This window comes from Xylanimonas sp. McL0601, from assembly GCF_049852175.1.
GTDB lineage: Bacteria > Actinomycetota > Actinomycetes > Actinomycetales > Cellulomonadaceae > Xylanimonas.
The window spans coordinates 2,374,054-2,390,893 of sequence record NZ_CP187527.1 but is presented as its reverse complement, the minus strand read 5'-3'; the positions used below and the strand labels follow the sequence as shown (position 1 = coordinate 2,390,893).

Sequence of the window (16,840 nt, the reverse complement as noted above, 5' to 3'; positions counted from 1 at the left end):
GCCCCCGAAGGGGCCGTGGTCGGCCCCGCTGCGCGATCCGAGGCCCGAGGTTATGGTCGGGTATCCGAACCGTCTGGACCCCCGCGGCCGACATTGCGGACCGTGGAGTCAAAGGAGATCTCCATGTCGGCGACGCTGCTCTCCCCGCTCACGGTGGGCAATGTGGAGCTCAAGAACCGCATGGCCGTCGCGGCGATGGTCACGCTCTACTGCGATCACGACGGAATGCCCACCGAGCAGTACATCGCCTATCACGAGGAGCGGGCCAAGGGCGGGTTCGGGCTCATCATCACCGAGGACTATGCCGTCGACCCCGTGGGCCGCGGCTTCTGGTGCGCGGGCCTGTGGAAGGACGAGCAGATCGCCCCGCACCGCGAGCTGACCGAACGCGTCCACGCCGCCGGCGCCAAGATCTTCGCGCAGATCTACCACGCGGGCCGGCAGACGGTCTCGGCCCTCATCGGCACGCAGCCCGTGTCGGCCTCGGCCGTGCAGTGCCCGGTCATGGGCGAGGTGCCCCGGGCGCTGTCGGTCGACGAGATCACGACGATCGTCGGTCAGTTCGGAGACACCGCGCGGCGTTCGATGGAGGCGGGGTTCGACGGCGTCGAGATCCACGGCGGCCACGGCTATCTCGTCGCGCAGTTCATGTCCCCGTACTCGAACAAGCGCACCGACCTGTACGGCGGCTCGCTCGAGAACCGCATCCGCTTCCCGCTGGAGATCATTGCGGACATCCGCGCCAAGTGCGGCCCCGACTTCGCGGTGACGTTCCGCATCTCCGCGGACGAGTACGTCATCGGTGGCCGCGGCATCGACGAGACGGTCGCCATGTCCCGCCGCCTCGAGGCAGCGGGCATCGACCTGATCCACGTCAGCGCGGGCACGTACGAGAGCGCGTGGGCGATCGTCCCGCCGATGTACATCAGGCAGGGCTGGAACACGGACTTCGCGGCCGCCGTCAAGAACGTCGTCTCGATCCCGGTCCAGACGGCCGGGCGGATCAAGGACGCCGAGGTCGCCGAGGGCATCATCGCCTCCGGCCAGGCCGACCTCGTCTCGCTCGCCCGCGCCTCGCTCGCGGACCCGGACTTCCCCCGCAAGGTCGCCGAGGGGCGGGTCGAGGAGATCCGTGAGTGCATCGGCTGCAACCAGGGGTGCATCACCCTGCTGTTCGGCGGCGAGCCGATCCGCTGCCTGGTCAACCCGTCGGTGGGCTACGAGTCGACCGACACGATCACGAAGGCCGAGACCGCACGAACGGTCCTCGTGATCGGCGGCGGCCCGGCGGGGCTCGAGGCGGCACGCGCTGCGCGGATGCAGGGCCACGACGTCACCCTCCACGAGCGGCAGAGCCAGCTCGGGGGGAACTTCCGCCTCGGCGCGGTCCCGCCGGCCAAGGGCGAGCTGGCGAGCTACATCGCCTGGCTCGGCGCCGAGCTCGGGCGCCTCGGCGTCGAGGTGAAGCTCGACTCGGCCGTCACGGCCGAGACGGTCGCCGCCGCCGCGCCCGACGTCGTCGTCTTTGCGGCCGGCGCGAAGCACGCCCGCCCGCCGATCCCAGGGATCGACGGCACGAACGTCGTCGAGGCGTGCGACGTGCTCGCAGGCAAGACGGTCACCGGCGCGCGCGTCGTCGTCGCCGGGGCAGGGGAGATCGGGGCCGAGACCGCGCTGTACCTCGCGACCACCGGCCGGCGTGTGACGATCGTTGACAGACTGCCCGGGGTGGCCCTCGGGGAAGGCATGGCGCGTCGGTACTTCCTCCTCAAGGACCTCGACGAGTACAAGGTCGAGCAGATCATGGAGGTGTCGATCCTTTCTTTCGCCGACGACGGCGTCGAGATCCAGGTCGACGGCGCCACTCGGACCCTGCCGTGCGACACCGTCGTCCTCGCGATGGGCATGGCCTCGAACAACGCGCTGGCCGACGAGCTGCGTGGGCTCGCCGACGTGCGCCTCGTCGGCGATGCGGGCGAGGTCTCGGACGCGCTCCGTGCGAGCCGGGACGGGTTCACCTGCGGGCTCAGCATCTGAACACCGGCACCCCAGCGGTGGTATCGTCGTGATACCACCAGAGGAGGAGCCATGGCCATGACATTGCGTCTGAGCGAAGCCGAAGACGAGGCGCTGGAGCGCGCCGCCGAGCGGCGTGGCATCTCCAAGCAGGAGGCCGCGCGCGAGGCCGTGCGGCGGTATGCCGAGGACGACGAGCGGTTCGCCGGGCTCGTGGCCAGGGGTATCGACCGCTACAAGGACGTGCTCGACAGGCTGGCCGAAGGCGCGTGAGCGAGGTCCGGTACCTCGACCTGTTCCACCTGCTGACGCTCAGCGGCTCCCTGCTCGGTCATGAGCCCGAGGTGCGCGACCTGGGGATGCTGGAGTCCGCTCTCGCCCGCCCGCGGGCCTCGATGCTGGGCGTCGACGCCTACCCGACGATCCATCTCAAGGCCGCGGCGCTGCTCGACTCCGTGGTGAACAACCACGGCCTGGTCGACGGCAACAAGCGTGCGGGGCTCGTCGCGGTGTTCGTGTTCTACGGGCTCAACGGCCTGGACTTCGACGCCCCGCACGACGACGTCTTCGAGCTCGTCATGGGGGTGGCCGACGGCTCGCAGCGCGACCTGCCCACCATCGCGCACCGGCTCGCCGGATGGTGCCGCCCGCTCGGCTGACGCCGCGGCACCTCAGGTGCGGGACGGGAACGTCCCCAGGTCCTCGACCCGGTACCCGTTCGGGTACGTCCGCAGGGAGGACAGGTCGCTGACCGTGACCGGCCGACGACGCGGGGGCAGCAGCCGCACCACCCGGCCGCGCAGGCGAAGCAGCCCGCGGCACAGGGCGACCACGGGTCGCGGAGGCCGCGGGTAGCGGAACGCCCGGCACACGTGCTCGTCCAGGATCGAGAACGCGAAGACCCGCACCACGGGAGCCGGCAGCAGCCGGTAGGGCGGAAACGTCCGGAGCAGCCGGAGGGTCGCGTCGGCGACGGCGCGGCCGCCGGCGTCGTAGGCGAAGCATGTGGCCTCGTAGGAGTCGAGCAGCTCCGCGAACTCGGCGTAGGTCTCTGGGACGTCCCGGATGCCCAGGTGGCGGCCGAGGGCGCGGTAGTAGGTGACGTGGGCCTCGAGCTCGATGTCGGTCAGGCCGCGCCAGCCGTAGGCGGTGATCCACCGGACGGGCGTGACGACGAAGGTGGCCAGCACGTACCGCATGTCCTCGTTCGGGATGCCGTAGGCGCGGTGCATGTGGTTCATGCGCCGGACGGCGGTGCGGCCCTCCTCGCTGCCCAGCCCGTGGGTGAGCACGGCGTCGAGGATGAGGACGGTGTCGTCGTGCCGCTTCTGCGTGTGGTCGGTGAGCTCGGCCGTGCGGGCCAGCAGGCCACCGATGGACGGGACCGCGTACGTGCGGAAGAGGGCGAAGCTCAGCGCCTGCTGCACGTCCCACGGGAACTCGTACGTGGCCACGAGCCGCACGATCTGCTCCGACTGCGTGCCGGGGTCCATCGCCTGGATGGCGTCGCGGCGGGCGTAGCGCCGGGTCATGGTCCGAGCGTAGGTCCTGCGGGGAACGCTCCTCACGACGCGGGGGGATCCCCCAGATACGGGGTGACATCGCCGTTCGAGGAATCTCAGTGATTCTCTCTTCCTGCTTCGTTGGCCGTTGCCTGCCCGGGAGGGCGGGTCTTACGTGGTCTCGACAGGCGTTTTGGGTCTCCGGGGAACTGCTCGGCGACCGTGGTTCTATGCGGCGAGGCGTAGGAGGTTGAGGGCGGCTGTCCGGTCGCGGTCGTGGACAGCACCGCAGGGGCAGGCCCAGGCCCGGTCGGCCAACGTCAGCTCAGGGTTGATGTCCCCGCACGAGCTGCACGTCTTGGTCGATGGGTACCAGCGGTCCGCGACGATGACCGTGGAGCCGTACCAGGCGGCCTTGTACTCGAGCTGTCGGCGCAGCTCGGCCCACCCGGCATCATTGATGTGCCGTGCCAGGCGGCGGTTGCGGACCATGCCGGCCACGGCAAGGTCCTCGATCACGATCGTCGGCTTGGTTCTCGTCAACGATGTCGTGAGCTTGTGCAGGAAGTCCGCCCGGGCGTTGGCCACGTCGAGGTGGACCTTCCCTACCTGGCGGGCGGCTTTGGCCCGGTTCGCGGAGCCCTTCGTCTTGCGCGCCAGCGCCTTGTTCGCACGGCGCAGCCGGCGGAGCTTGTGTTGCAGATGGCGTGGGTTGCCGATCTCGACCACCGTGCCGTCGTCCGCGACGATCGTCGCGAACGTCTTGATGCCCAGGTCAATCCCGACTACCGGGCCATCTTGGGGCGCAGTGTGGCGGGCGTTGATCTCGGTGCGGTCGACGTCGACCTGGAACGAGACCCACCAGCGGCCCGCGCGTCGCTCGAACCGTGAGCCGACGACGCGGGCACGCCCGTCCGCGATCCGGTCGGTCAGCCAGCCCACGTCCTCCCGCGTCGCCACCTTGCCGACCGTGGGCACGTGCACCGTGCGGGCCGTGACGGGGTGGGCAGTGTGTGCGTCGAACCGGCACGTCGCACCGTCCTTGCGGCGCCGGAACCGGGGGAACCCGACTCGCCGGCCCTTACGGGTGCCCGCCTTCGACTTGGCCCAGTTCGACAACGCGGCCGCCAACGCCCGGCACGCCTCCTTCGGCACCCGCGAGGACAAGCCCTCGGCGGTGAACCACGGGTACACCTGGGCGTGTGTCTGGCGCCAGTACTTCTCCAACGCCGGCGCCGACCAACCCACTGCCGGGGTCAGCTGGTCATCGGCAATGCCGTACGTGCGCTCGGCAGCACGCTGCCCCATGACCGCCTGGACGTGGGCAAGGCAGTGGTTGAACACGACCCGATGCAGGCCAGCGTGCTGCGCCAACCGGTCCGCCTGGGCGGGCATGGGTGCGAGCTCGACCCGGAACCCCTGCAACGTCACGAGGCCACGCTCCCACCAGCCGCCGACATCGCCGCTACTGCCGCGTCCGCCCGCCGACGCGCGGACCGGCGCCCGTACAGGCGTGCACACAACGAGGTCAGGATCTCGGTCAGGTCCCGCACAAGGTCATCAGCGACCTCCCCCTCTTCCAGCACCACGATCTGGCGCCCCTGGGCGCCAAGCGCGGCTTGCAGGTGCTCGAGCCCGAACCGGGCGGCACGGTCACGGTGCTCGACCACGATCGTGGCCACCGACGGGTCGGCGAGCAGACGAGAGAACTTCACCCCGCGTGCGTTCAGCCCAGACCCGACCTCCGAAACGACGGCGTCCAACCGCAGCCCACGCTCCAGCGCACCCACCGTGACGCGCCCGACCTGACGCTCAAGATCAGCCCCCTGGTCCGCGGACGAGACCCGGCAGTACCCGACCACCCGCCCCGACGATGCCGGTTCCGCGAGCACGAGATAGCGGCCCGACGGCGTCTTGACGACCGGGACCGGCATCTTGCCCTCCCGCGCCCACTTCCACGCCGTCTGGTAGTGGACACCCTGCTCCCGCGCCCAATCCGACAACCTCACCCGACTGAGAATGCCACATCAACGCTGAGAATCACTGACAAACACGCCATCAGTTCACAACCCCGCCGCGTGGACGCCGATTGACTTCCCCTTCGTCGCGATGCTGGTATATGCGCCGATCGCTTCATATATGCCCTGATCGCGAAGTTCCGGAGGAAGAGTGACCCAGCCCGACACGACGGCCGCGATTTTGCACGAGGCCCGGCCATCGGTCCGCTACCGCGGACGCCACCTACCGATGGTGGCCGTCGTCGTCGCCGCGACGATCGCGACCGCGCTGGCCTACAGCGGCATGGTCCTGTTCGGCCTCGAGGTCGCGCACATGACGACGATCGAGGCGTACGGCCTGGCCGGCTTCCTCGAGGTCAGCCTTGTCGCCGTCGCTCTCATGGCACGCAACGCCGCCCTCGAGGGTCGCCCGTACGGCGTGCTGCTCACGCTGACCTGGGTCCTGTCCGGCACCTCCGGCCTGTTCGCGGCGCTCCACCAGATCGCCGTGCCCGACGCCTCGACGCCGTACATGGTCGCCTTCCGGTTCGTGCCTCCGCTGGTCGCCGCCCTCATGTGGCACCTCGCCCTGGTCGGCGAGCGGCATCTGGTCACGGGCCACACGCTCGACGAGCGCCGCCGCGAGCACCGCGTGCACGAGTACGTAGGCGCGCTGGAGCTGTGGCGCGACGCGCGGGTCGACAGCGCCGGCGACCGCACCGGCATGCGCAAGGTCCAGGCGGCGCACCAGCGCCAGCGCGCCGCGCGTGACAGCGCCCTGCGCATGCTGACCGTCGAGGACTTCGAGCGCAGGATGCAGGTCTGGGTCGAGCGGCTCGAGGCCGCCGAGCGGCACGGTAACCGCCTCGACCGGATCGGCGCGAGCTCGGTCAAGCGCGGCAAGGCTGCCGGCGCGGAGGAGCTGCCGGTGCCGGCCGCCGTCTACGCCGTGGCCCCGGCGGCGCCGAGCCCGGTCGCGCGGGCGTGGGCCGAGTCGACGGCGGACGTGGCCGTCGCCGCCCCGGTCGAGGCCGACGACGTCACCGTCCTGGCCGAGCCCGAGCCGTTCGCCGAGGCGTTCGAGGAGGCGCTCGCCGCCGAGACGACGGTCGACGAGGACACGATGCCCGAGCCCGTCGAGGCGGAGGTCGCGGAGGTTGCCGCGCCGGTCGAGCCGATCGCGGTGCGCGAACCCCTGCCCGAGACCGGACACACCCGACGGGTGGAGCTGTTCGACCTGGCCCGCAACAGCGAGGCGGCCATGGGCGGCGCAGCCGCGGCGAGGTCGGCGTTCTTCACCGCGCACGGCGCTCCGGCGTCCGCGGTGAGCGCGGTCGACGCCCCGGCGAGCCTGGCCACCGAGGACGCAGAGAGCGCGGCCGCGCCGTCGCAGGCTGCGTCCGACCGTGACCAGACCATCGTCGAGCTCGCAGCCGAGGGGCTGACGCAGCGCGAGATCGCCGAGCGGGTCTCGGCGTCGCCGACGACCGTGGGCCGGGTGCTGCGCAGCCTCAGCACGACGGCGCGGGCGTCGAAGTGACCGAAACGACCCTCGGGTAGAGCCGGGCCTGGCCGGAGCACCCGGCCTCCCGGAGTGCATGGCACGAGCGCGTTTGGCCACAGACCGCCGCCTGGGGTTCACTGGCGCCGTGACCCATGGCGACGTCGAATACGAGTTCTCGCCGGACCCACGCCGCATCGATGCGGCGTGGGTCCACGCGATGCTCACCGAGCACGCCTCGTGGGCCGCGGGACGGCCGCGCGAGGTGCACGAGGCGGCGATGGCCGGCTCGCGCAACTACGGCGTCTTCCTGCTGGCGGGGGGTGGCCAGGTCGCCTACGCGCGCCTGGTCACCGACGGTGCGACGTTCGGGTGGCTGGCCGACGTCATCGTGGACCCCGAGCACCAGGGGAGGGGAGTGGGTCGGGCGCTCGTCGCCGGGATCCTCGCCGACCTCGAGCCGCTGGGCCTCAGGCGCATCCTGCTGAAAGCCACCGACGAGGGTCGTGGCCTCTACGCCCAGCACGGGTGGGCGTCCGTCGAGCAGCCGGACGCCTGGATGGTGCGGCACGCCTGACGGGCCGCCGAGCACGAGGTCCCTCAGCTCGCGCCGACCGCCGGCTGCTCGATCAGGTGCCCGTCCTGCAGGTGCAGCACACGGTCGGCGAGCGCCATGAGCGTCGGGTCGTGCGTGGCGACCAGGATCGTCATGCCCTCGGCGTCCACGATGCCGCGCAGCAGGCCCATCACGGCCAGGCCCGTCTCGGAGTCGAGCTGACCGGTCGGCTCGTCGGCGATGAGCAGTCGCGGCGAGGCGGCGAGGGCGCGGGCGATCGCCACGCGCTGCTGCTGGCCACCCGACAGCTCCCCGGGCCGCTGGTCGGCATGGCCGGCCAGACCCACGAGGTCCAACAGCAGGCGGACGCGGTCCTCGCGCTCGGCGACGGGCGTGCCGCGCAACCGCAGCGGAATCCCAACGTTCTCCGCCGCCGACAGCGTCGGCACCAGGCCGAACGACTGGAAGACGAAGCTGACCACGTCCCGGCGCAGCTCGTCCAAGCCGCGCTCGTCCAGGGACGTGACCTCGCGGCCGGCGAGGAGCACGCGGCCGTCGTCGGGGAAGTCGAGCCCGCCGACGATGTTGAGCAGCGTCGTCTTCCCCGATCCCGACCGCCCGACGACCGCCACCAGCTCACCGGGCGCGACGTCGAACGACACGCCGCTGAGAGCGCGCACGGCGGAGTCGCCGCTCCCGTAGGTGCGGCGCAGGCGGTGGACCGCGAGGATCCGGGCGCCGTCGTCCCGCGCCTGCGACGTCGGTGCTCCCGCCGTCTTCTGGACCTGCTCGCTCATCACGCCTCGCTCCCCGGTCGCACGGTCACCTGATGCTCCTCCAGTGCCAGGCGCACGCGCCCGGCCAGGTGCAGCGCCTCGCGGTACTCGCGCGGCAGCTGCACACGTCCTGCGCGGTCCAGCACCGCGAACTCCTCGGCCACGGTGTGCTCCGTCCCGTCGTCGTGGGTCCGGGTGCTGCGCAGCACCTCGGAGCTCGTGCGTCCGTCGCGGATCGCGACGGTGCGCCGCACGTGCTCGCTCACGTCGGCGTCGTGCGTCACCACGAGCACGGTGGTGCCGAGCTGCTCGTTGACGGTGCGGAGCGCCTCCAGCACCTCGACGGACGTCGCCGTGTCGAGCTCGCCGGTCGGCTCGTCGGCCAGCAGCAGCGCGGGGGTGTTCGCCAGGGCGACGGCGATCGCGACGCGCTGCTGCTGCCCGCCGGAGAGCCCGGCCGGGCGCCGGTGCGCGCACTCCGCCACGCCCAGCACCCCGAGCAGCTCGCGGGTGCGGGCGGCGCGCTCCTTGCGTGGGACGCCGGCCACCGCCTGCGGGAAGTCGACGTTCTGCTCGGCGGTCAGGTACGGCATGAGGTTGCGCGAGGTGTGCTGCCACACGAAGCCCACGGTGCGGCGCCGGTACCCCACCCGCTGTGTGCGGCTCATCGACATCAGGTCCCACTCGCCCACGCGCACCCGGCCCGCCGTGGGCACGTCGAGGCCGGACAGGATGCCCAGCATCGTCGACTTTCCCGAGCCGGACGCGCCGACCACGGCGAGCAGCTCGCCCTCCTCGACCACCAGGTCCAGGCCCTGCAGGGCCTGCACCTCGATCCCCTCCGCCTGGTAGATGCGCACCAGGGCGTCGCAGACGACGAACGCGCCGTCGCCGAACCCGCCCGCGCTCGTGCGGAGCCCGCCGTCCGTCAGCGTCCGGACCATGCCGGCCTCCTCCTCGTCGTCGTCCAGATCGTCACCACGTCCGCAGCACCTCGCCCACGCGCACGTGCCGCCGTCCCCGTTCCTCCAGCCACGCCCCGACCAGGAGCGCGCAGGCGGCGGCTCCCGGCACCGCCAGGAACGGCCACCACGCCAGCACCGGCTCCACCGCCCCGCCGTACGCGAGCGCCTCGAGCCCCTGCGCCGGAATCAGCACCACCGTCAGCAGCGCTCCCGCGAGGCAGCCGGCGACGACTGCGGCGCCCAGCACCGGGGCGAGCTCGGCGATCGCCAGCGTGCGCCCTGACCGGCGCGGGACGCCGAGCGTGCGCAGCACCGCGAGCACCCGCAGCCGGTCCCGGTCCCCGCCGAGGACGGCCAGGGCGACCACGACCGCGCACAGGCCCGCGAGCACTCCCGCGCTCGCGCGCAGCAGTGTGGTGACCCCGCCTACGAGCGGGTCGGCCCGCAGCAGCTCACCGAGCTGGGCGGGGGACGTCACGACGGCGTCCTTCCCGGCCGGCAGCGCGGCGGCACGCTCGGCGTCCGGCCCGTCGAGCCAGACGATGTCGTCGCGGGGCAGGTCTCTCGCCTCCAGACCGAGCGCGATCGCCATGGCCTGCCGGTCCACGACGACGACCGGTTCGTCGGGAAGGTCGCCCGTCCCGAGCGACGGTCCGGTCCGCGCGAGGTCGACGGTGCCGATCATCGCGACGGTCATCATCGTGCGGACGGCGAGCACGTCCGGCGTCAGGCTCTGGGCGGCGTGCACCAGCCGCGCGTCCAGCAGCGCCGGGACGGGGTCGCCGAGCGCCACCGGGCCGGCGCCGGCCAGCGCGGCGAAGCCCGGGAACGCAGCCGGGTCGTCGACGGCGAGCACCGTGACCTCGAGCCCGCTGCCCGTGGCGAAGTCGCGCTGTGGCAGCACGCTGCCCGCGTGCACGGCCAGCCCAGGAAACCGGGACGCGACCCACTGCGCGTAGCCGGGCTCCGGGTCGTCGACCCGGACGGCGGCGCCGACCCGCGCGTCGACCGCCCGGTCCCGCGCGACCACGACGGTCGCTGCCTGCGCCGCGGCGAACACCGCCAGCGCCGCCACCACGACCAGGCTGAGCACCGACGCGGCACCCGGTCCGCCGTCGCCGCGTCTGCCGCGCCCGGCGCCGGCACTCGCCGCCGCGGTGCGCGTCGCGGCCACCAGCGGGACCACCGACCTGCCGCGCGCAGCTGTCCGGGCGACCAGGCGCAGTCCGGACGGCACCGCGAGCAGCACGAGGATCGTGCACGCCGCGGCCAGGAGGACGGGCGCGGCGGACACGAGCAGGTCGCCGCGGGCGTCGAACCCGCGCGCGCCTGCGGCGGCGACCGCCGCGGCGGCCACGACGAGCACGCCCACCTGCAGCGCGACGCCCCACGACCGCCGCGCCCGGTCCTGCACGGCCCGGTCGGCGCGGTCCGTCGGGACGCGGCGCGCAGACCACGACGACGACGCCTGGCGTGCGGACAGCCACACCGGCGCCAGGACCGTGGCGGCGAGGACGACCCCCGCGGGCACGAGCCCCGTCCCTGCGGGCAGCTCGCCGAGGCGCCCGGCGACGAGCGCCGCGACCGCGGCCGCCACCACGCCGACGGGGACGGACTCGGCGGCCGCCCGCACCGCCACGGACGCCATCGACGCCCCCCGCGCCCGCTCGAGGGCGAGTGCCTGGTCCCGCCTGGCGACGAGCATCCCCGCCGCCAGCCGCAGCACGAGGGCCGCCGCAACCGCGAGCCCGAGGAGCAGCGTCGTGACCTGGGAGCGCACGACCTGGTACCGGGCCTGGTACGAGGACAGGAGGTCGGCCAGCCCTGTCGTGAACGTCGGCTGGTCGAAGGTCGCGGCCGTGCCGAGCAGGCTCTCGTGCGCGGCGAGGAAGGCCAGGTCCTGCTGCAGCCCGCCGATGTCCGCCACGCGGATGGCCGACGGGTCGACGGGCACCCACACGGTGACGGGTGTCTCGCTTACCTCGTCGTCGCCCTGCTTCTGGGCCGGCGGGGGAGCGACCAGCGCCGTGACGTGCCGAACAGGCCCGAAGGCTGCCTCCGGGTGCAGCAGGCTCGGCGCCTGCCGCCACGGGAGGCCTTCCGGGTCGGCCGGCTCGAACACGCCGGCGACGGTCAGGGTCGTGTGGTGGCCGGGGTCCGGGAGCTGGTCGCCGACCGTCACGCCCATCGCGCGCGCCGTCCCTTCCGAGAGGCCGACCTCGAGCACCGCCGGACCGGTGCCGGGCATCTCGGGCTCGGACGCCCCGGCCCGCGGCGCCTGACCGTCGACCCACGTGACGTCGGCGCCGTGCACCGCTGCGCGTCGGACGACGTACGTCGTCGCGCCGGCCAGCACTCGGTTCGTGCCGAGATCGGCCAGCGCCGCCGGGCTGCCCGCCGAGCCCGCCGTCGCGTCCGGGAGGGCGCGGACCGTGGCGTCAGCGATCCCGGCGAGCTTCGTGCTCACGTCCTGGCTCGGGTCGGTCAGGTACCGCACCTCGAGGTCCGCCCGCGCGCCGGCGTCGACGACGGCCCAGCGCAGCCCGTCGTCCGCGGCCCGCGCGAGGGTCTGCGGCGCCATGAGGGCCGGGGTCACGAGGACGACGGCGAGCAGCGTGTACGCGCCGACCAGCCCGCGGTGCAGCCAGGTCCGGCGTCCGGCTGCCGGCAGCGCGGAGACCTGGGCGCGGGCCCGGGCGGCAGTGCGTGACATGGTCGCGCTCATCGGTCCGCCCCCAGCCGGAGGAGCTCGGCCCGCGCACGGCGCACGAGCGACCGTGCCGTGGCACCGACGGCGAGAGCGACCAGCCCGGCCACGACGACGGCGAGCACGGCGAGCCCCGGCCACGGCACGTCGAGCGATGCCTCGGGGACGGGGGGTCCGCCGTCGGGCCCGACGGCGAGCCGTACCGCGAGCAGGACGGCGACCGCCCCGCCCACCAGGGCGCCGCCGACGAGCCCCACGCCGAGCAGCAGCCCGTGCTCGGCGAGCACGGAGCGGACGAGCGCCCGGCGCGGGACCCCGAGCGCCTGCAGCCGGGCGATGTCGAGACGACGCATGTACAGCCCGCCGGCGACACTGGTCGCCGCGCCGGCCGCCGCCAGGGCGACCGCGGCGGCGGTCAGCAGCCACAGGGCAGCCTGGAGCCCGGCGCGGTCGGGGCCGTCGCTCAGCCGGTCGCGCTCGGCAGCCTCGGTGCGCAGGTCGCCGGGCACGGGGCCGCCATGGGCGACGAAGCGCGGGCCCGCCGTGCCCCACCACTCGCCGGGCGGCGTCCACGGCACGGCGAGAGCGAGCTGCGCCCGCTGGAGCAGATCGTGGCGGAGCAGCACGCCGTCGGTCGTCCCGCCCGGGAGGTGGCGGACCACTGCGGTCACGACGAGCGGGACGCTAACCCCGTGGTGGAGCGTCATCGTGTCCCCCGGTTCGAGCTCGAGCTCCTGCGCGAGCCGCTGCGTGATCACAGCGGGGACGGGGGTGATCGTGCCGTCGTCGGTGCCGGGGAACGTGGTCCCGCCGGGGTCCGCCGGGGCGGCCACGAAGCCGCCGCCGCTCTCCGAGAACGTCCCCATCGACAGGTCTCGGGTCAGGAGCAGGGCGCGGTCGGTGACTCGGGCGTCGGCCGGATCCTGGTGCTGGGCCGCGGGGTCGAGGCTGGCGCCGCCCCCGAACAGCGTCGTCCGGGCGGCCCACGGCCCGTCGAGGGCGACCGCGGTGGCTGCGCCCGTGGCGTCGACGGCGGTGAGGCCGCTCAGCCCGACGCGCACGCTGACCAGCCGCTGGGACCCGGTGTCGTCGTCGAGCGCAGCGCTGACCAGCAGGCCGACCAGGCGGGCCGGGCCGGAGGCCGCGCGGTCGTCGCGCAGCGTCGCGGTCACACGGTGCGGGGCGTCGTCGGCCGGGATGCGCGCGGTGAGGAACACGGGCCGGACGAGCCGGCGCGAGGTCCGCACGCCGTCGGCGTCCTCGAGGATCGCGTACAAGGTTGCGCCGTACCCGGAATCGCGGACGCTCGCGACCGTGACGTCCGCGCTCAGCTCGGTCGTGCCCGCCGGAAGCTCGGGTCCGGCCGCGAGAGCCGTGCCGTGGGGGCCGGTGCCGGCAGGTCCCGCCTCCGCGAGAACGGCGGACCAGTCCGCCGCGCCGAGCTCGCTCGGCAGCCCGGCGACGGGCTCGAGCCGTCCACGGAGCAGCGAGGCGTCGTCGACGGCGACCAGCCGGGCGCCGGTCGACGGTCGGTGCGCGGTCGAGTACCCGGCAGGCATGGACAAGACCGGGACGAGGTCGAGGTCGCGGTCCTGCTCGAACGCGCGCACCTGGTCGGCCGCCGCCAGCGGGTCCGAGGCGGTGCCGCTCAGCCGCACCGGCGCGCCGACGGCGAGCGCGGCCTGGTCCACCTGGGACGTGCGCCATGTGGAGAGCGTGACCAGGGCGAACGTCGCCGCCCCGACCGCCAGCGTCACGAGCAGCACGGCCTGCGCGGCCCGCTCGGGTCGGCGGCCCGACTCCCACGCCGCCAGCGGCGCCACCAGCCGCCGGGACTGCGCGGCGGCCCGGTCCGTGACGCGAGCGAGCAACGGGAGCGCTCTCACGACCAACAGCCCGCAGGCAAGCAGGAGGAGCGCGGGGGCCGTGACCACGACCGGGTCGAGCCTGCCCGGGACGACCTGGCGCACCGAGAGCTGCCATGTCGCCACCGCGGCGATCCCGGCCAGCGCGACGACGCCCGCCGAGCCGCGGACCACCGCGCTCAGTGAACCCGCCGACGCACGGGTCCGCGGGCCCGGTGAGCGGTCCGCCCCGCGTCGGAGCACGGGCACCTGCAGCAGCCCGGACAGGAGCAGACCGCACGCGGCGCTCGCGAGCCAGAGCGCGGGCGACCCCAGGGCCTCGGACACCGACGGGACGACGCCGCCACCCAGGCCGAGCGCGCCGCCCAGGCGCAGCAGACCCGCAGCGAGCGGCGGCGCCAGGACGCCGGCGACCACCGCGACACCGAGTGCCTCGACCCCCGCCAGCGCGACCTGCTGCCGGTGCGAGGTGCCACGCGAGAACATCAGGGCGACGTCCGAGGCCCGCTGCTCGGCCACCAGCCGGGCCGCGAGCAGCGCCGCCGCGCCGCCGACGAGGACGAGGACCAGGACTGCCACGAGGATCGCCGCCTGGGTGACGGCGAGCCTCCCGAACAGGCCGTCGAGCACGCCGCCGAGCGCGGTGCTCACCTGGGGCCACGACGCCTTGCCCGCCAGCGCCGCGGCGACGTCCGTCTTCGCGTCGGCGAGCCGACCGGTCATGCCCCGCGCCTGTGCGGCGGTGAGGCCCGAGAGGTCGGGGTCGACGGTGACCCGCATCCGCACGGGAGCGACGCTCCCGTCGAGCAGCTCGTCCGTCGGGGCGAGCAGGGGGCCCCAGGCCGGGATCGTCACCTGACCGGCCGTGCCGGGGACGGGCAGCGCCGGCTCGTACTGGGCGCCGGCGGTCTGGTCGAACGTCCACGCGCGTTGCACGTCACGCGGGCGGTACACGCCGGTCACCTCGACGACGACCGCCGTGTCGTCCGCCAGGCCGCGCACGCCGAACCGGTCGCCGACGGCCCAGCCGAGGTCGTGGGCGGCACGCTCGGGCACGGCGACACGCACGACGGCGTCGTCCTGGGCGCCCGCGCCCGACGGTGGCAGGCTCCCGTCGAGGACCTCCACCGCCCCGGCCTCGGGCACCCCGGCGAGGTAGGTCGCGGGCCCGTTGCGGGGCGGGACGCCGTCGGGCGCCGCGGTGAGCAGGTTCGACTCCGGCCAGACCGTCGTGCGCACCTGCGCGGGCGCCACCAGGTGGGCGAGCGCCGCGTGCGCCGCGTCGAAGGCGGCCCGGGCGTCGTAGGCGCCGTCGTCCGAGCCGAGGTCGGTGAGGCGGACGTCGACCGAGACGCTCACGTCGGCCGGAGCGGCCTGCGCCAGCGCGATGCCGGGGGCCCGATCCTGGGCGACCGTCAGCAGCACCGTCGCCGCGCCGACCATCGTCGTGGTCGCCACGACCAGCGCCGTCACGACCGCCAGCACGCCCCGCTGTGCGACGGCCCGCCGGGCGAGCACCGGGAGGATCCAGCCTGCCCGCCTCGTCGCGCGCGTCCTCATCACTCGGAGCACCTCTCCGTGCGCGCGCCGCCAGCTGGTCGAGCCACGCTGCGGCCGGCAGCGCCACTGTCGTCGCCAGCATGAATCCGCACGTCAAACGTGTGGACGGCGGAAACGTATCACCAATGGTTCATGCTGGCTCCCCGGGGTCGGCGCGCAACGCCTCCCGACCGGCCGGGCGACGTCGTCACTCATTTGGCCGCACCCTCGGGCCCGCTCCACCCCGGAGAGCGACGTTTGCGTCGTCCGGCACGCGGGATCGGCAAGAATGCACCGACCTTGCCGCCCACCCGATCGGCCCTCATGGATACCGCCCTGCCCGTGCCCCTGCCCGGCTCCCGGCCGCGCGTCGCCCTCAACGCCTTCGGTGCCGCGTTCGGACTGTCCGGTCTGGCGGGCACCTGGACCGCCGTAGGCAAGGAGCTCGGCGGCCCGCGATGGGTGGGGGAGATCCTCTGGGTGGTCGCCGCGGTCGTCTGGGTGAGCACCCTCGCCGCGTACCTCGCGCGGGCGGGCGGCGTGAAGCGCGTGGTCGCGGACCTGCGCGACCCGGTGCTCGCGCCGTTCGCCGCGCTGGTGCCGATCACGGCGTCGCTGCTCGGTGCCCACCTCGTCTCGGTCGCGCCGGCGGCTGGGCGCGCCGTCGTCGTGGTCGCCGTGATCGTGACGCTCGCGTTCGGCGCGTGGTTCACCGGGCAGACCTTCGTCGAGCCGCGGGACACGGCGACCCTGCACGGCGGGTACCTGCTGCCGACGGTGGCGGGGTCGTTCCTCTCGGGGCAGGCGCTCGCGGTGGCCGGGCATCACACGCTCGGCGTCGGGCTGGTCGCGGCGGGCGTGATGTTCTGGCTGCTGCTCGGCGCCGTGCTGCTGGTTCGGTTCCTGACCGGGCCGCGGCTCCCGGGGCAGTTGCTGCCGACGCTGGCCATCGTCTCGGCACCGCCCGCGGTGGCCGGCAACGCCTGGTGGGTGGTCGCGGGTGCGCCCACCGACCTCACGCTCGCGAGCGCGGCCGTGCACCTGGCCCTCGCGGGGGCGATGGTGCTGCTGCTCGCGCCGCATGCGGCGCTGCTAGGGCGGTACGCGCGCCTGCGCTTCACGACGGGCTTCTGGGCCTTCACGTTCACCGCCGCGTCGAGCGCGACCTACACCGTCCACCTGCTCGGGCTCGTCGACGGCGGAGGCGCCCGTGCGGGGGCGTGGGCTACCGTCGCGGCTGCCACCGTCCTGATCGGCGGGATCGGCGTGCGTTCGCTGGTCGGGCTGGCGAGCGGCTTGCGGGCGCCGGCTCGGCGCCGCGTGGCCTGACCAGTCCGGGCGTGCGGGGACGACGCGATCTGAACCGCGATCGGCCTGACCTGTGCGACGTGCGCCGCGGGCGTCGCCGCGCACGTG

Annotated in this window: 13 protein-coding genes; 6 read left to right on the top strand and 7 right to left on the bottom strand. The window is 74.1% G+C overall.

Annotated elements, in window-relative coordinates; genetic code table 11:
* Window positions 1–123: 123 nt before the first annotated feature.
* From ACO4JP_RS11005 to ACO4JP_RS10995, 3 genes are read left to right on the top strand one after another with little or no spacing between them, the layout of a single operon-like run.
* On the top strand, window positions 124–2,037 hold the full coding sequence (locus ACO4JP_RS11005) for an FAD-dependent oxidoreductase (protein ID WP_425953735.1): 1,914 nt from the start codon (window positions 124–126) through the stop codon (window positions 2,035–2,037).
* Window positions 2,038–2,088: 51 nt separating this feature from the next.
* The gene (locus tag ACO4JP_RS11000; protein ID WP_425953734.1) at window positions 2,089–2,289 is read left to right on the top strand and encodes a ribbon-helix-helix protein, CopG family; all 201 of its coding nucleotides are present in this window, start codon (window positions 2,089–2,091) and stop codon (window positions 2,287–2,289) included.
* Window positions 2,286–2,675, top strand: coding sequence for a type II toxin-antitoxin system death-on-curing family toxin (locus ACO4JP_RS10995; protein WP_425953733.1), 390 nt, complete (start codon window positions 2,286–2,288; stop codon window positions 2,673–2,675). The genes ACO4JP_RS11000 and ACO4JP_RS10995 overlap by 4 nt, the downstream gene beginning before the upstream one ends.
* A gap of 12 nt (window positions 2,676–2,687) precedes the next feature.
* Here ACO4JP_RS10995 and ACO4JP_RS10990 read toward each other — a convergent pair whose 3' ends face one another.
* From ACO4JP_RS10990 to ACO4JP_RS10980, 3 genes are all read right to left on the bottom strand, one after another.
* On the bottom strand, window positions 2,688–3,548 hold the full coding sequence (locus ACO4JP_RS10990) for an oxygenase MpaB family protein (RefSeq protein WP_425953732.1): 861 nt from the start codon (window positions 3,546–3,548) through the stop codon (window positions 2,688–2,690).
* 198 nt (window positions 3,549–3,746) lie between these two features.
* Window positions 3,747–4,949, bottom strand: a complete 1,203-nt coding sequence (gene tnpB / locus ACO4JP_RS10985) for an IS607 family element RNA-guided endonuclease TnpB (protein WP_425953731.1) — start codon at window positions 4,947–4,949, stop codon at window positions 3,747–3,749.
* Window positions 4,946–5,527 (bottom strand): IS607 family transposase, encoded by a 582-nt coding sequence (locus tag ACO4JP_RS10980; RefSeq protein WP_425953730.1) that lies wholly within the window; start codon window positions 5,525–5,527, stop codon window positions 4,946–4,948. Before ACO4JP_RS10980 ends, tnpB begins: the two co-directional genes overlap by 4 nt.
* A gap of 238 nt (window positions 5,528–5,765) precedes the next feature.
* On the opposite strand from ACO4JP_RS10980, the gene ACO4JP_RS10975 reads away from it, so the two are divergent.
* A complete protein-coding gene (locus tag ACO4JP_RS10975) occupies window positions 5,766–7,055 on the top strand; it encodes a hypothetical protein (protein ID WP_425953729.1) in 1,290 nt (429 codons plus the stop codon).
* Window positions 7,056–7,164: 109 nt separating this feature from the next.
* Window positions 7,165–7,593 carry a GNAT family N-acetyltransferase gene (locus tag ACO4JP_RS10970; protein ID WP_425953728.1) on the top strand — a complete coding sequence of 143 codons (429 nt, stop codon included), beginning with the start codon at window positions 7,165–7,167 and terminating at the stop codon, window positions 7,591–7,593.
* Window positions 7,594–7,616: 23 nt separating this feature from the next.
* Here ACO4JP_RS10970 and ACO4JP_RS10965 read toward each other — a convergent pair whose 3' ends face one another.
* Genes ACO4JP_RS10965 through ACO4JP_RS10950 form a run of 4 tightly spaced genes read right to left on the bottom strand, consistent with a single transcriptional unit; the run spans window position 7,617 to window position 15,445 of the window.
* Window positions 7,617–8,369 carry an ABC transporter ATP-binding protein gene (locus ACO4JP_RS10965; protein WP_425953727.1) on the bottom strand — a complete coding sequence of 251 codons (753 nt, stop codon included), beginning with the start codon at window positions 8,367–8,369 and terminating at the stop codon, window positions 7,617–7,619.
* Window positions 8,369–9,292, bottom strand: coding sequence for an ABC transporter ATP-binding protein (locus ACO4JP_RS10960; RefSeq protein WP_425953726.1), 924 nt, complete (start codon window positions 9,290–9,292; stop codon window positions 8,369–8,371). The genes ACO4JP_RS10965 and ACO4JP_RS10960 overlap by 1 nt, the downstream gene beginning before the upstream one ends.
* A 31-nt stretch (window positions 9,293–9,323) precedes the next feature.
* The gene (locus tag ACO4JP_RS10955; protein WP_425953725.1) at window positions 9,324–12,026 is read right to left on the bottom strand and encodes an FtsX-like permease family protein; all 2,703 of its coding nucleotides are present in this window, start codon (window positions 12,024–12,026) and stop codon (window positions 9,324–9,326) included.
* Between the two features lie 8 nt (window positions 12,027–12,034).
* Window positions 12,035–15,445 carry an FtsX-like permease family protein gene (locus ACO4JP_RS10950; protein WP_425957091.1) on the bottom strand — a complete coding sequence of 1,137 codons (3,411 nt, stop codon included), beginning with the start codon at window positions 15,443–15,445 and terminating at the stop codon, window positions 12,035–12,037.
* A gap of 303 nt (window positions 15,446–15,748) precedes the next feature.
* Between ACO4JP_RS10950 and ACO4JP_RS10945 the strand changes: the two genes are divergently transcribed.
* Window positions 15,749–16,753 carry a hypothetical protein gene (locus tag ACO4JP_RS10945; RefSeq protein ID WP_425953724.1) on the top strand — a complete coding sequence of 335 codons (1,005 nt, stop codon included), beginning with the start codon at window positions 15,749–15,751 and terminating at the stop codon, window positions 16,751–16,753.
* Window positions 16,754–16,840 lie beyond the last annotated feature (87 nt).